The following is a 14,466-nucleotide window of genomic DNA, read 5'->3' as shown; positions in this document are numbered from 1 at the left end:
AACGCTTTTGCACCATCAGCAAGCGCAGGGACGGAGGGAGTGATGTTACCGATTTTTGGAGAAAACAAGGCCTCGCTTCGCTGGGCGAGACATATGCCGGTCGCGGTGTGGGTTGCCGGCAGTTCAATAATTGCCACTCGCTGCCTTGGCGTTGTGCTATTGGCTAACGAACTTGGCTATGAGGAGATGCTGAACCTGATTCATCGCAGTGCTCAGGCCTGGGGTTCAACGTTGATTTTTATCGCCAGTCAGCTGGTGTGGTTAATGGAACTCCGCTGCGCGCTTGCCCTGATGCGCGGACATAACTGGGGGCGTTGGGGCTTTCTCGCTATTCAGGCCGGGGTGTTGCTATATATGTTTTTCGCCTCGATGGGCTGGATTTACCCGGAGATTTTCAGCATTGTCAGGGAACATGACAGCCAGCTGATACCCGCGCTGCTGCTGGAGAAATCACCCGATTTGCTGGTGCTGCTGTTGCTTTTTGTCCCTGTTGGCAGCCGCCGTTTTTTCACCTGCCGGGCTGAGCGCTAAATATACCGATCGGGCGCAGCATCGCTTACCGCCGCGCCCACCGCCGGTTACCGCGTGAACCAGCGCCGATCCAGCCTGTCGATAGTACCGTTGGCTTTCAGCACATCAATAGCCGCATTAAATTGCTTTAGCAGAGCCTGATTGTCTTTGCGCACCGCAATGCCGACGCCGGTGCCGAAGAAATCGCTGTCGGTAATGTGCTCACCTACGGTCGCCAGATTCGCATTGGTTTTCAACCAGCCACCTACCACCGCGCTATCTCCCAGAATGCCCTCCAGCCGGCCATTTTTCAGGTCGAGAATGGCATTTTGATAACTGTCATAGGCGACAGTGATCATCTCCGGATGTTTTCCCTGCAGATACTTCTGATGCGTTGTGCCGTTTTCAACTCCGACACGTTTCCCTTTCAGCTGTGCAATAGTGCTGAATTTGCCTTTCTGCGCAATGACGATGGCTGAATTGGCATAATAAGGCTGGGTGAAACTCACCTGCTTGCTGCGCTCTGTGGTGATATCCATGCCGGATATTACCGCGTCATAGCGGCGGAATTTCAACGCGGGTACCAGGCTGTCGAACGGATTATTGCTAAAGCTGCACTCCGCTTTCATCTGCGCGCACAGGGCGTTAGCCAGGTCGATATCGAAGCCGACGATCTGATTTTCGCCGTTAAGGGATTCGAAAGGCGGGTAGGTTGCCGACGAGGCAAAACGAATCTTCTCTGCGGCCTGGGTAGCAAAGGCAACGCTGGCGAGCAGGGCCGCCAGAACGATTTTTTTCATCTTTTCTGTTCCTTACTTTCTTATTGTTCCCACAGAGGCGTCGGCAAATGGCCTTAGCCATAGTTTGTTGAAATGGTTAAAGAAGCGATCTGTCGATGGCGGGCCGTTTGCTATAGCCCGCCGTCAGCATTTATCCGTTGCGCCGTTCAAAGGCCAGCGCCCGTCGTTCAATCAGGCGCATCAACAGGGTCAGCAAGCCGTTGACGCACAGATAAATCACGCCAGCGGCGGCAAATACGCCGATGTCGTAGGTGCGCCCGTACAGCAGCTGCCCGTGGCCCATCACCTCCATCAGCGTGATGGTATAGGCCAGTGATGTGCTTTTAAACACCAGCACCACCTCGTTGGAATAGGAGGAAAGCGCACGTTTAAAAGCATAGGGCAGCAGAATGCGCAGCTGGTCTTTGCGATCCATCCCTAGTGCGGCACAGGCCTGCCACTGCCCGGAGGGGATGGCGCGTACCGCACCGTGGAACAGTAACGTGGTGTAGGCGGCACTATTAAGTGACAGCGCTAACAGCGCGCACAGCCACGGTTGTGACAGCAGGCTCCATAGCCATGATATATTCTGGACAGACGGGAACTGGCCCGGCCCGTAGTAGATCAGGAAAATCTGAACCAGCAGCGGAGTACCGGTAAACAGGGTGATATAACCCCGGGTCAGCATGCTGAGCACCGGCACTTTCAACGCCAGCACCACGGTGAAAACCAGCGCCAGCACCAGGGCCAGCAGCAGCGACGCCACGGTTAGCGACAGGCTGGTGTTCAGGCCCTTCAGCAGTTCGGGAAAATAGCTCAACATCAGGTATCTCCCCGCTCAAAGCGTGTAGCGCGTAGTTCAATGCGTTTCAGCACCTGCTGGCTGAACAGCGTGATCACAAGGTAGATAGCCGCAGCAATCACATACCAGGTAAAAGGCTCCTGGGTACGCGTGGCGATGCTTTTGGTTTGCAGCATAATGTCGTTAACGCTGATCAATGACACCAGAGCCGTGTCTTTCAGTAACACCAGCCACTGGTTGCCCAGCCCCGGCAACGCATGTCGCCACATCTGCGGCACGATCAGGCGCAAGAAGACAGCAGATTTTTTCATTCCTAACGCCTGGCCAGACTCCCATTGCCCCAGCGGGACAGCCTGCAGCGCGCCGCGCAGAGTTTGCGATGCATAGGAAGAGTAGAGGATCGCCAGGGCAATCACTCCGCAGAGGAAGGGACTGACGTCAAAATTCTCGATGCTGACCTGAACCGGGATCTGCACGAAAGCCAGATTGATGGTAAAACCATCCGACAGGATCAGTAGCAGCTGCGAGGCGCCAAAATAGATAAACAGCACCACGAGGATTTCCGGTAAAGCACGAAACAGCGTGACCAGCCCGGTACCAAGCCACGCCAGCGCGCGCCAGCGGGCAGATTCCCAAACGGCAAACACCATCGCCATGAATAATCCGGCGATCAGGGCGCAGACGGCCAGTCCGACGGTCATCCCGGCGGCGCTGGCAAGAGTATAGAATTCGTTCATTGATTACTGCTGAAACCACTTACTGTAGATAGCTTTGTAGCTACCGTTGGCTTTGACTTTGTCCAGCGCCGCGTTGAGTTTACCCTGCAGCTCGCTGTTGCTCTGGCTTACGGCGATGCCGAGGCCGCTACCAAAGTAGGTTTTGTCGGTCACCTTGTCACCGAGCGGTGCCAGCTCCGGGTTATTCTTCAGCCACTCGTTGACCACTGCTGTGTCGCCAAACACGGCATCGATACGGCCATTTTTCAAATCGAGGATAGCATTCTGGTAGCTGTCATAAGGCACCACTTTGACGTCCGGCAGTTTCTCGGCAATGTACTTCTGATGCGTGGTGCCATTCTGTACCCCGACGCGCTTGCCTTTCAGCGCATCCACGCTGGTCACTTTGCCTTTCTGGGTGATAAACAGGGCAGAGTTATCATAATAGGCTTGGGTAAACAGCACCTGTTTTTCGCGCTCGGGGGTGATATCCATTCCCGACATCACCGCATCGAAGCGACGGAATTTCAGGCTGGGGATCAGGCTGTCAAAGGCCTGGTTGGTAAAGGTACAGTCGGCATCGATTTCGCGGCACAGTGCGTTTGCCAGATCGACATCAAAGCCCTGAATTTTGTTGTTGGCATCAATGAACTCGAACGGCGGATAAGAAGCTTCAGCAGCAAAACGGATGGTCTGGCTGGCGCTGGCGCTCAGGCTGAATCCCGCGAGCAGTGCGGCAATGACAATCTTTTTCATCGTTATATCCTGCAATCAGTGCGATAGATAATGTGCAAACGCCTCGGTTTGCGGCTGGTTAAAGCTGCGGTCATCACCCTGTTCCACGATGTAACCGTTTTCCATGTATACCACGCGGCTGGCGGTCTTACGCGCCACTTCAACTTCATGGGTGACGATAACCTGGGTGATCTTTGTCTGCGCCAGCTCGTGAATAATGCTGACGATTTGCGCAGTAATTTCAGGGTCGAGTGCGGCAGTCGGTTCGTCGAACAGCAGCACGGCTGGCTCCATCATTAGCGCCCGGGCAATGGCTACGCGCTGCTGTTGACCCCCCGACAGATGCAGCGGATAACGGTCGGCGAACGGGGTCAGGCGCAGGCGTTCGATCAGTTTTTTCGCCCGCTCATGCGCCTGCTCTTTGCTCAAACCGAGCACGCGACACGGGGCTTCCGTCAGATTTTGTGTGACGGTCAGATGCGGCCAGAGATGATATTGTTGGAACACCATGCCGACATTTTGACGCAGTTCGCGAATGGCGCTGTCAGCAGGAGGTTTGCTGAAGTCAAAGTTGTTTCCGGCGATCGAAAGCGTACCCGAACGCGGCATTTCCAGCAGGTTTAACACGCGCAGAAGTGAACTTTTACCGGCACCGCTTGGCCCAAGCAAAACCAGCGTCTCGCCCTCCGGGCAAGTTAGCTGAATGTCAAACAGCGCCTGGTGGGCGCCGTAGAAGCAGTTGATAGCGTTTAGTTGAATACTCATGCGCAAAAAGTGAATAGCAATTGATGGCGCAAATCTTAACGCCGACAGAATAGTTATGCAATCATTGTGCGTTAAAATTTATTTCTGCTCGCATAAGTGGCAAATGTCAGCACATCATATCGCTTTGCACGCTTATCTGGCCTGTTAGCCTGTCAATATTATGCAACCGTGCGCCCCACAGGGCGGGGCGCGCAGTGAAACCTTATTTTGACAGCAGTTGATAGAGGGAACCGCTGCCCAAATGTGGGTTATGCCCAAGGTAACGCACGTCATCCACCGTCCAGCAGGCTCCTTCGCGTACCATTAATACTTCATCCTGCCATTCACGATTACCCTGTGCCAGTGTGACGCGCAGTGGAATGTTGCGGGCATCGCGGTTGGGAATGGTCGAGGCATCGGCAACGCTGGCGTGGCTTGCGCCCTCGCTGGCGCTGGAGAAAATATCACCGCTCAGTATGGCGCTTTTTTGCGTTTGGCGCTGTACGTCAATCAGCGACTGATACAATTTGTCGCTAAGATAAGGGCGGTATTTTGCCAGCAGCTGCGCATCAGGCACGCCATTTGATGGCTGCTGCGCACGCAGATCGTAAAACTGCTGCGCCACGCTATCGGGGCCGCCATCGACGCAGGAACCAAGGCGTGTGCCGGTATCTTTCCAGGCAGGCTCGACGGTGGAACAGGCACTGAGTAGCAGAGCCACAGGGATCACGGCGGCGAAAGGCGGGTATTTCATGGTGATTTCCTTATTGTTATCAGCGGGGGTGCTTTATCATTGAGTATAGCCACTCCGTTTAACCCCGAAAGCGAAAGCCATTTTGATCAAGGAGAGCAACATGAAATTTTCCACAACCCCCACGCTGGAAGACCAGCCGATTAGCGAATACTGTGGCGTGGTGACCGGTGAGGCGATCCTCGGCGCAAATATCTTCCGCGACTTTTTTGCCGGCATCCGCGATATCGTCGGCGGGCGCTCTGGCGCTTACGAAAAAGAGCTGCGTAAAGCGCGCCAAATTGCGTTTGCCGAGCTGGAAGAGCAGGCAAACGCGCTGGGCGCGGATGCGGTGGTGGGGATTGATATAGACTATGAAACAGTCGGCAAAGACAGCAGTATGCTGATGGTCAGCGTTAGCGGTACTGCGGTGAAACTCCGTAACTGATGCGACCTCTGTCCGTCATACGCCCATTGTGGGTTCTGCTGGCAATCTCTCTTTATACCTCGATAACGCCGCAGGGGCTGCAGCCGCATCAGGGCTATATGGTCGATACCCGCGAGGAAGCTTACGGTGCGCGCCCGCGCATCAAGGTGCTGGTTATTCATTATACGGCCGGTGATTTCCCGCGTTCGCTTAACGTGCTGACCGACCGCAGCGTCAGCGCGCACTATTTGCTTCCCGCCGCGCCGCCAAAATATGACGGTCAACCGCTGGTGTGGCGGCTGGTGCCGGAGTCGATGCTGGCCTGGCACGCCGGGATCAGCTTCTGGCGCGGAGCCACCCGGCTCAACGATACCTCGATTGGTATTGAGCTGGAGAACCCCGGCTGGCACCGCACCGACTCCGGCGTGAGCTGGGCTCCTTTCCCTGCTGCCCAAATGGCCGCGCTGCTGCCGCTGATGCGTGATATCGTCCAGCGTTACGCTATCAGCCCGCAGGACGTGGTGGCGCACAGCGATATCGCCCCGCTGCGTAAGCAGGATCCCGGCCCGCTATTTCCGTGGCGTTGGCTGGCCGGGCAGGGCGTGGGTGCGTGGCCAGATGATGACCGCGTGGCGTATTATCTGGCCGGGCGGCCCGCCAGCCAGCGGGTAGACAAAACGAAACTGCTTGGCCTGCTGGCGAGCTACGGCTATGACGTGCCGGGCAAGATGATGCCGTATCAGCTGCAGGCGCTGATCGCGGCATTTCAGATGCATTTCCGCCCCTCAGACTACCGTGGCATCGCCGATGCGGAAACAGAGGCTATCGCCGCCGCGCTGCTCGAAAAATACGGTGCGCAGTAGCCATTAGCCGGCGGCTGAAAACGCCCGCCACGCGTCGACCAGGGTTTGCAGCGCCGCCCGGTTTACGTCGATATGCGTTACCAGACGCGTCACCGCGCCGGGACTGAGCAGAATATCACGCTCGCGCATCCACGCCCCCAGTGGAGCGATCTGTGCTGGCGGCAGACGCAGAAACACCATATTGGTATCCTGACTGATGATATCAACGCCAATGTCTCGCAGCGCGCCAGCCAGCCAGGCGGCGTTATCATGGTCGTCCTTCAGTCGCGCAACGTTATGACGTAACGCATACAGCCCCGCTGCCGCCAGAATGCCCGCCTGACGCAGCCCACCGCCGGTCATTTTGCGCCAGCGGCGCGCCCGCTGAATAAACGCCTCACTGCCGCAAAGCATGGAGCCAACCGGGGTACCCAAACCTTTCGACAGGCAGACAGTGAGCGTATCGCAGCAGCGCGCCAGCGTTTCGAGCGGTACACCGAGCGCCACCGCAGCATTAAAAATGCGTGCGCCGTCGATATGCAACGCCAGCTGATGCTCACGGGTGAAATCCCACGCCTGTTGCAAATAGTCCATCGGCAGCACCTTGCCGTTATGCGTGTTTTCCAGACTCAGCAGGCGGGTAATGGCAAAGTGGATCTCGTCAGGCTTGATAAACTGCGCCACCACGTCCAGCGGCAGCGTACCGTCGTCGTCGGCGAGGATGGGCTGGGGCTGGATGCTGCCCAGTACCGCTGCGCCGCCCGCTTCATACTTATAGTTATGCGCCAGCTGGCCGACAATATACTCCTCACCACGCTGACAGTGGCACAGCAGCGCCACCAGATTGGCTTGCGTGCCGGTTGGCAGGAACAGCGCCGCCGCTTTACCACTCAGACGTGCGGTTTCGGCTTCAAGCTGGTTGACCGTGGGATCATCGCCGTATACGTCGTCGCCGGTTTCAGCGCGCATCATGACATCCAGCATGGCCGCTGTCGGGCGTGTTACGGTATCACTACGTAAATCAATCACGTCTGTTCTCCTGTTCATTGTGAAACGGACGCCGCAGCGTCCGTCACATGGCCTGTCACCGTTTTAGCGCAGCCAGTTGGTTTTAGCCAGATCAACCACTTCATTGCCACGGCCGCTAATTATCGCCCGCAGCATATACAGGCTGAAGCCCTTAGCCTGTTCCAGCTTTATCTGCGGCGGCATGGCCAGCTCTTCGCTGGCGGTGACGACATCAACCAGCGCCGGACCGTCGTGAGCCAACGCCTCGCGCAGCGCTTCATCCAGCCGGGATGCCTGTTCCACACGAATGCCTTTCACCCCACAGGCGTTGGCAATGGCGGCGAAATTGGGGTTATCCAGCTCGGTGCCATCGGTCAGGTAGCCACCCGCTTTCATCTCCATGGCGACAAAACCCAGCACACTGTTGTTAAATATCACAATTTTCACCGGCAGCTGGAGCTGCGCCAGTGACAGGAAGTCCCCCATCAGCATGCTGAAACCGCCGTCGCCGCACAGGGCAATCACCTGGCGCTGCGGGTCAATCGCCTGGGCACCAATCGCCTGTGGCATAGCGTTGGCCATCGATCCGTGGCTGAAGGAGCCGACCAGACGACGCTGACCGTTCATCTTCAAATAGCGCGCCGCCCAGACGGTTGGCGTACCGACATCGCAGGTGAAAATGGCGTCTTCACTGGCATGTTGACTGATTTGCTGTGCGAGATACTGCGGGTGGATCGGCTGATTATCATTCGCGGTGGCCAGCGCATCCAGATCTTTGCGTGCCTCAATATAATGCTTCAGCGCTTTATCAAGAAACGTGCGTTCCGTTTTTACCGACAGCTGGGGCAGCAGGGCAATGAGCGTGGTTTTAATATCGCCCACCAGCGCCATATCGACCCGGCTGTGGCTGCCAATGCTGCCGGGATTGATATCAATCTGAATGATTTTCGCCTTCGGCGGATAAAAAGCACGATAGGGAAACTGGCTGCCGAGTACCAGCAGCGTATCGGCGTTCATCATCGCGTGATAGCCGGAAGAGAAGCCGATCAGGCCGGTCATCCCCACGTCATAGGGATTGTCGTATTCGATATGTTCTTTACCACGCAGCGCGTGCACGATGGGCGCTTTCAGGGTTTCAGCCAGTTTAACCACCTCGGCGTGCGCGCCGGCGCAGCCGCTGCCGCACAGCAGGGTGATATTTTCGGCCTGATTCAGCGCCGCTGCCAGTTTTGCCAGTTCGGCGGGGATGGGCTGCACCTGGGGTAGGCGGGGCGGATACCAGTCTGAAGTCGCGCTTTCAGGGGTAGGCTGGAGCGCGACATCCCCGGGCAGCACCACCACCGACACGCCACGATTCAGGATGGCCTTACGCATGGCGATACCCAGTACCTGAGGCAGCTGCTCCGCACTGGAAACCATTTCACAATAGTGGCTGCACTCACGAAACAGTTCCTGAGGGTGTGTTTCCTGAAAATAGTTACTGCCGATTTCGCTTGAAGGGATATGCGCCGCGATGGCCAGTACCGGCACATGGTTGCGGTGGCAATCAAACAGTCCGTTAATCAGGTGAAGATTACCCGGCCCACAGGAACCGGCGCATACCGCCAGTTCGCCGGTCAGATGCGCTTCTGCGCCGGCGGCGAAAGCGGCCACCTCTTCATGGCGGGTGGGCATCCACGCAATGGTGCCCATTTGGTTCAGGCTGTCGCTGAGGCCGTTCAGTGAATCACCGGTAACCCCCCAGATGCGTTTAACGCCAGCACTTTCCAGCGTTTTTGCCACCAGTGCCGCAACGGTTTGCTTCATGCTTTTCTCCTGAGTTAAGGCAATATCCTTCAGCCGGAAGGGAGGATTTGCAGCACAAGCATAGTTTACGTCAGCGCAACCGGGGCAGGGTGAGTGTAATAAGCTGTTTCCCGAGCGGGCTTGGCTCAACGATGTTAAAGCGCGATATCGCCTGTTTTTTTCGCCCGGCTTGACCACGTCGTTCCGGCCAACCATTCTCAATATAAAAGGGATAGCAGAGGCAAAGATGATCCTGGAAAAAATCGCCGTTAGCGGCTTTCGTGGTATCAATAAGCTGTCGCTCAGGCTGGAAGAAAATAACGTGCTGATAGGTGAAAATGCCTGGGGGAAATCCAGCCTGCTGGATGCGCTGACGCTACTGCTGGCCCCGGGCGAGCCTTATCAGTTCAGCGCCGGGGATTTTCATTCTCCTCCGGGAGATAACCCGGGGCGCGAACGGCATATCCAGATACGCTTTACCTTCCGCGAGTTCGAAGCCGGGCAGCGCAACGCGGCGCGCTACGCGGAGTTAAGCGATTTATGGCAGCGCGGCGAGGCGGGGACGCCTCAACTCTGTTATCAGGTGCTGGGGGAACGGCTGGCGGACGGAACGGTGATAACCCGTCATCACTTTCTCGATGAACTGGGGAAGGTTCTGGCCGGCGATGGGACCGGTCGGCTCCGTACCCTTAAACGGCTACATCCGGTGTTACGCCTGCGTGATGCGCGCTTTAACCGCCGTATGCATCTTGAGCCAACGCAACACGGCGATGAGGCCGGTTTCAATGTGCTGGTAGCGCAAATAGATACGCTGACGCGTGATTTGCATTCACGCCCGCAGAGTTTGACCGACAGCGCTCTGCGCCAGGGGTTAAGAACCATGCAACAACTGCTGGAACACTATTTTTCGCTTCAGCAGCCGTCGGCAGCGTCTCAAAGCGGGCGCTTATCCCATCAGATGGCTTCACGCAGCGGCTGGCGTTATCTGGATAATATTAATCGGCTGATTGCCGAGGCGGACAGCCGCAGCCGCAGAGTGATCCTGTTGCGGATGTTTGCCCTGCTGCTGCAGGTACGCGGGGCGCATCAGCTTGATGCTCAGGCCCGGCCGCTGCTGCTGATAGAAGACCCGGAAACGCGCCTGCATCCGGTTATGCTGGCGGTGGCATGGGGGCTACTTAACCTGTTGCCGTTGCAAAAAATCACCACCACCAATTCGGGAGAATTACTGTCGCAGGTGCCGGTGGAACAGGTATGCCGCCTGGTCCGCGAGCCTGAACGGGTCGCGGCGTGGCGTATTGGCCCGGGAGGGTTGAGCGCTGAAGAGAGCCGACGTATTGCTTTTCATATCCGCTTCAACCGTCCCTCTTCGCTATTTGCCCGCTGCTGGCTGCTGGTGGAAGGTGAAACCGAAGTGTGGATAATGAACGAGCTGGCGCATCAATGCGGTCACCACTTTGCTGCCGAAGGGGTGAAGGTGATTGAGTTTGCCCAGTGTGGGCTGCGGCCGTTGCTGACGTTTGCCGGGCGCATGGGCATTGAGTGGCATGTATTGACCGATGGCGATGACGCGGGAAGAAAATACGCCGCTACTGCCCACAGCCTGCTGGATGGCGAGCCAGAACAGCAACATCTGACCCAATTACCCGCACTGGATATGGAGCATTTCCTGTACAGGCAGGGATTCTCTGAGGTTTATCATCGTATTGCCCGCTTGCCTTCTAATGTGCCGATGAATTTGCGGCGCATTATCGCAAAGGCGGTTCACCACTCTTCAAAGCCGGAACTGGCGATTGCCGTAGCGATGGATGCGGCAGAACGGGGTTCGGAAGCGGTGCCGGCGCTGCTGCGTAAGATGTTTGCCCGGGTACAGTGGCTGGCGCGCGGCAAAACCGAATGAAGGAAAATCAACAGCCAGCGATCGCTGTCTGCAGGCCCGTTTTGCGCACGGCGGTTAAGCGCAGACTTGAAATTATCTGACAATCACCCATATAGATGAAAGCGGCCGTGTTCTGCATAAAAAATGCCAGCGCTGCCGGCTGGCATTTTGTCTCAGGGTTGGACAGAATGTGTGTTGAGGATCAGGCGCTAATCGCCAGCACTTCTTCCACAGGGACTATGAGGCTGGCATGGTTGCCCTTTGGTCCCTGATGCACGTCAAACTGGACTTGCTGCCCGGCTTTCAGCGTTCTGTAACCGTCCATCTGGATAGTGGAGTAGTGCGCGAAGATATCATCGCCACCGCCCACCGGACAGATGAAACCGAAGCCTTTGGCGTTATTAAACCATTTAACAGTACCCGTCATCATGCTTCTTCATCCCTCGAAAGACTGTATGTATTGGGTGAGGTGTTCAGGCGGTAAAACCCGTTATACTTCAAGATGCAAGTGCGTTGGCGGCGCGTGTTCACCCGAATCACTGACTGGGGTCAGCTAATCGGGATTTACCCGCTTGCCGCCCCACTGTAAATTGAATTATTCGAGCCAGCCTGTTGCTGTACTGTAAAGAATTGATGGGTACGGTCAAGTAAACGTCAGTCTGAAGCGGGGAAAAATTCACTAAAATTTGAAGCAGTTAACGCTATTGCAAATTTTGTGATAAAGGTCGCGATTGGCGGGAATGCAACAAAAAATTTAACCGCACTGTTTGACTTACTGTTCAGGCTGTTCCTGAACTGAACAAGCTAAGTCTGGCGAAAGTTATGCTGAACACACTGGGAAAATATGGGAAAGACAAACGACTGGCTTAATTTTGAACAGCTTGCAAACGATAAAGTCCGTGAAGCGCTCAAGCCACCCTCAATGTATAAAGTTATTTTGAACAATGACGATTTCACCCCAATGGAATTTGTTATTGACGTTCTGCAAAAGTTCTTTTCTTATGATATTGAACGTGCAACGCAACTGATGCTTACCGTTCACTACCAGGGTAAAGCGGTTTGTGGTGTTTTCACTGCCGAAGTGGCCGAAACCAAAGTCGCTCATGTGAACAAATATGCCAGAGATAACGAGCATCCGTTGCTATGTACGCTGGAAAAAGCCTGAAGAAGGCGATCTACTGTGAGAGGTGCCTATGCTCAACCAAGAACTGGAACTCAGTTTAAATATGGCTTTCGCCAGAGCGCGTGAGCACCGACATGAGTTTATGACCGTCGAACATCTGTTACTGGCGCTGTTAAGTAACCCGTCGGCCAGAGAGGCACTGGAAGCCTGTGCGGTGGATATCGTGGCATTACGCCAGGAGCTTGAAGCTTTCATCGAACAAACCACTCCGGTCCTGCCGGTCAGTGAGAAAGATCGCGATACCCAGCCGACGCTGAGCTTCCAGCGCGTGCTGCAACGTGCGGTATTTCATGTGCAATCATCCGGCCGCAGTGAAGTGGCCGGAGCCAACGTGCTGGTCGCTATATTTAGCGAACAGGAGTCACAGGCGGCTTATCTGCTGCGCAAGCACGAGGTCAGCCGTCTTGATGTGGTGAACTTTATTTCTCACGGTATGCGTAAAGATGAGCCAGGCCCGGCATCGGGTGCAGAAAATCCGATAAACGAAGAGCAAGCAGGCGGGGAGGAACGTATGGAAAACTTCACCACCAACCTTAACCAGCTTGCCCGCGTCGGGGGGATCGACCCGCTGATCGGCCGCGAGAAAGAGCTGGAACGTGCCGTTCAGGTGCTGTGCCGTCGGCGTAAAAATAACCCGCTACTGGTGGGCGAGTCTGGCGTTGGCAAAACCGCCATTGCGGAAGGTCTGGCCTGGCGTATCGTGCAGGGCGACGTACCGGAAGTAATGAAAGAGTGCACCATTTACTCGCTGGATATCGGGTCGCTGCTGGCCGGGACTAAATATCGCGGTGATTTTGAGAAGCGTTTTAAAGCCCTGCTGAAACAGCTGGAGCAGGATCATAATAGCATTCTGTTTATCGATGAAATTCACACTATCATCGGTGCCGGCGCAGCCTCTGGCGGTCAGGTAGATGCAGCAAACCTGATTAAACCGCTGCTGTCGGGTGGCAAAATCCGCGTGATGGGTTCGACGACCTATCAGGAATTCAGCAATATCTTTGAGAAAGACCGTGCGCTGGCGCGCCGCTTCCAGAAAATTGACATTACTGAACCCTCCATCGATGAAACGGTGCAGATTATTATCGGCCTCAAGCCGAAGTACGAAGCGCATCACGATGTCCGCTATACCGCTAAAGCAGTACGCGCGGCGGTAGAACTGGCGGTGAAGTACATTAACGATCGTCACCTGCCTGATAAAGCGATTGACGTGATCGATGAGGCCGGAGCGCGCGCGCGCCTGATGCCGGTCAGCAAGCGTAAGAAAACCGTGAACGTGGCGGATATTGAAACCGTGGTCGCGCGTATTGCACGCATTCCGGAGAAAAGCGTTTCCGCGTCTGACCGCGATTCGCTGAAAACCCTCGGCGACCGTCTGAAAATGCTGGTGTTCGGCCAGGATAACGCGATTGAAGTGTTGACCGAAGCCATCAAAATGAGTCGTGCCGGGCTGGGTCAGGATCGCAAGCCGGTGGGTTCCTTCCTGTTTGCCGGCCCTACCGGCGTCGGGAAGACGGAAGTGACAGTGCAGCTGGCGAAAGCACTGGGCATTGAGCTGCTGCGTTTTGATATGTCCGAGTATATGGAGCGCCACACCGTCAGTCGCCTGATTGGTGCACCTCCTGGTTACGTGGGCTTTGACCAGGGCGGTCTGTTGACCGACGCGGTGATTAAGCATCCGCATGCGGTGGTACTGCTGGATGAAATAGAGAAAGCCCATCCGGACGTGTTCAATCTCCTGTTACAGGTGATGGATAACGGCATGCTGACCGATAACAACGGCCGCAAAGCCGATTTCCGCAATGTCGTGCTGGTGATGACCACTAACGCCGGGGTGCGGGAAACGGAGCGCAAATCAATCGGCCTGATCCAACAGGACAACAGCACGGATGCGATGGAAGAAATTAAAAAGATCTTCACGCCTGAGTTCCGTAACCGTCTGGACAATATCATCTGGTTCAAACACCTCGATCAGGCTGTGATTCACCAGGTTGTCGATAAATTTATTGTTGAACTACAGGCTCAGCTGGATGCGAAAGGCGTTTCGCTGGAAGTCAGTGATGATGCCCGCGACTGGCTGGCGGATAAGGGTTATGACAAAGCGATGGGCGCGCGCCCGATGGCGCGTACCGTGCAGGAAAATCTGAAGAAACCGCTTGCCAATGAATTGCTGTTTGGTTCACTGGTAGAAGGCGGATCGGTGTCGGTGACGCTGGATAAAGAGAAAAACCAGCTTACCTACCATTTCCTCAGCGCGGAGAAGCGCAAAGCGGAAGGCGCGGTGCATTAATCCACCTGGTGGCATTAGCATAAAGCCTGACGAGATCCT

General features: G+C 55.7%; 15 protein-coding genes. 6 read left to right on the top strand and 9 right to left on the bottom strand.

The features are described 5' to 3' along the window. The first annotated feature begins 39 nt into the window (after positions 1–39). The gene (locus tag EPYR_RS11570) at positions 40–531 is read left to right on the top strand and encodes a YbjO family protein (RefSeq protein ID WP_041474012.1); all 492 of its coding nucleotides are present in this window, start codon (positions 40–42) and stop codon (positions 529–531) included. Between the two features lie 47 nt (positions 532–578). On the opposite strand, the gene EPYR_RS11565 is transcribed toward EPYR_RS11570, so the two are convergent. From EPYR_RS11565 to EPYR_RS11540, 6 genes are all read right to left on the bottom strand, one after another. Continuing rightward, on the bottom strand, positions 579–1,310 hold the full coding sequence (locus EPYR_RS11565; RefSeq protein WP_012668585.1) for an arginine ABC transporter substrate-binding protein: 732 nt from the start codon (positions 1,308–1,310) through the stop codon (positions 579–581). A 130-nt stretch (positions 1,311–1,440) separates the two neighbouring features. Beyond that, positions 1,441–2,112, bottom strand: coding sequence for an arginine ABC transporter permease ArtM (gene artM, locus EPYR_RS11560; RefSeq protein ID WP_012668584.1), 672 nt, complete (start codon positions 2,110–2,112; stop codon positions 1,441–1,443). Further along, a complete protein-coding gene (artQ, locus tag EPYR_RS11555) occupies positions 2,112–2,828 on the bottom strand; it encodes an arginine ABC transporter permease ArtQ (protein WP_012668583.1) in 717 nt (238 codons plus the stop codon). The genes artM and artQ overlap by 1 nt, the downstream gene beginning before the upstream one ends. Before the next feature lie 3 nt (positions 2,829–2,831). After that, a complete protein-coding gene (gene artJ, locus EPYR_RS11550) occupies positions 2,832–3,563 on the bottom strand; it encodes an arginine ABC transporter substrate-binding protein (RefSeq protein WP_012668582.1) in 732 nt (243 codons plus the stop codon). 15 nt (positions 3,564–3,578) lie between these two features. Then, positions 3,579–4,307, bottom strand: coding sequence for an arginine ABC transporter ATP-binding protein ArtP (artP, locus tag EPYR_RS11545; RefSeq protein ID WP_012668581.1), 729 nt, complete (start codon positions 4,305–4,307; stop codon positions 3,579–3,581). A 202-nt stretch (positions 4,308–4,509) separates the two neighbouring features. After that, entirely contained in the window at positions 4,510–5,040 is a 531-nt protein-coding gene (locus EPYR_RS11540) for a lipoprotein (RefSeq protein ID WP_012668580.1), read from the bottom strand. Between the two features lie 100 nt (positions 5,041–5,140). On the opposite strand from EPYR_RS11540, the gene EPYR_RS11535 reads away from it, so the two are divergent. After that, positions 5,141–5,464: a heavy metal-binding domain-containing protein gene (locus tag EPYR_RS11535; RefSeq protein WP_012668579.1), complete on the top strand. Its 324-nt coding sequence runs from the start codon at positions 5,141–5,143 to the stop codon at positions 5,462–5,464. Further along, positions 5,464–6,306, top strand: a complete 843-nt coding sequence (locus tag EPYR_RS11530; RefSeq protein WP_012668578.1) for an N-acetylmuramoyl-L-alanine amidase — start codon at positions 5,464–5,466, stop codon at positions 6,304–6,306. Before EPYR_RS11535 ends, EPYR_RS11530 begins: the two co-directional genes overlap by 1 nt. 3 nt (positions 6,307–6,309) lie before the next feature. Here the strand turns inward: EPYR_RS11530 and ltaE are convergent, their stop codons facing one another. Further along, complete coding sequence (ltaE, locus tag EPYR_RS11525; RefSeq protein ID WP_012668577.1) at positions 6,310–7,314, bottom strand: low-specificity L-threonine aldolase; 1,005 nt, start codon at positions 7,312–7,314, stop codon at positions 6,310–6,312. A 63-nt stretch (positions 7,315–7,377) separates the two neighbouring features. Further along, a complete protein-coding gene (poxB, locus tag EPYR_RS11520) occupies positions 7,378–9,099 on the bottom strand; it encodes a ubiquinone-dependent pyruvate dehydrogenase (protein WP_012668576.1) in 1,722 nt (573 codons plus the stop codon). A gap of 226 nt (positions 9,100–9,325) precedes the next feature. Here poxB and EPYR_RS11515 point away from each other — a divergent pair, with 226 nt between their 5' ends. Further along, positions 9,326–10,978, top strand: a complete 1,653-nt coding sequence (locus tag EPYR_RS11515; RefSeq protein ID WP_012668575.1) for an ATP-dependent nuclease — start codon at positions 9,326–9,328, stop codon at positions 10,976–10,978. A gap of 181 nt (positions 10,979–11,159) precedes the next feature. Here the strand turns inward: EPYR_RS11515 and cspD are convergent, their stop codons facing one another. Next, positions 11,160–11,387, bottom strand: a complete 228-nt coding sequence (cspD, locus tag EPYR_RS11510; protein WP_014543870.1) for a cold shock-like protein CspD — start codon at positions 11,385–11,387, stop codon at positions 11,160–11,162. A 414-nt stretch (positions 11,388–11,801) separates the two neighbouring features. Between cspD and clpS the strand changes: the two genes are divergently transcribed. Beyond that, positions 11,802–12,122 (top strand): ATP-dependent Clp protease adapter ClpS, encoded by a 321-nt coding sequence (gene clpS / locus EPYR_RS11505; RefSeq protein ID WP_012668573.1) that lies wholly within the window; start codon positions 11,802–11,804, stop codon positions 12,120–12,122. A 28-nt stretch (positions 12,123–12,150) separates the two neighbouring features. Beyond that, positions 12,151–14,427 carry an ATP-dependent Clp protease ATP-binding subunit ClpA gene (gene clpA / locus EPYR_RS11500; RefSeq protein WP_012668572.1) on the top strand — a complete coding sequence of 759 codons (2,277 nt, stop codon included), beginning with the start codon at positions 12,151–12,153 and terminating at the stop codon, positions 14,425–14,427. The last annotated feature ends 39 nt before the right edge of the window (positions 14,428–14,466 follow it).

The sequence above is a fragment of the Erwinia pyrifoliae DSM 12163 genome (assembly GCF_000026985.1).
GTDB classification, from domain to species: Bacteria; Pseudomonadota; Gammaproteobacteria; order Enterobacterales; family Enterobacteriaceae; genus Erwinia; species Erwinia pyrifoliae.
The sequence above is the reverse complement of the archived record's forward strand: the minus strand, read 5'-3'. Positions and strand labels throughout refer to the sequence as shown.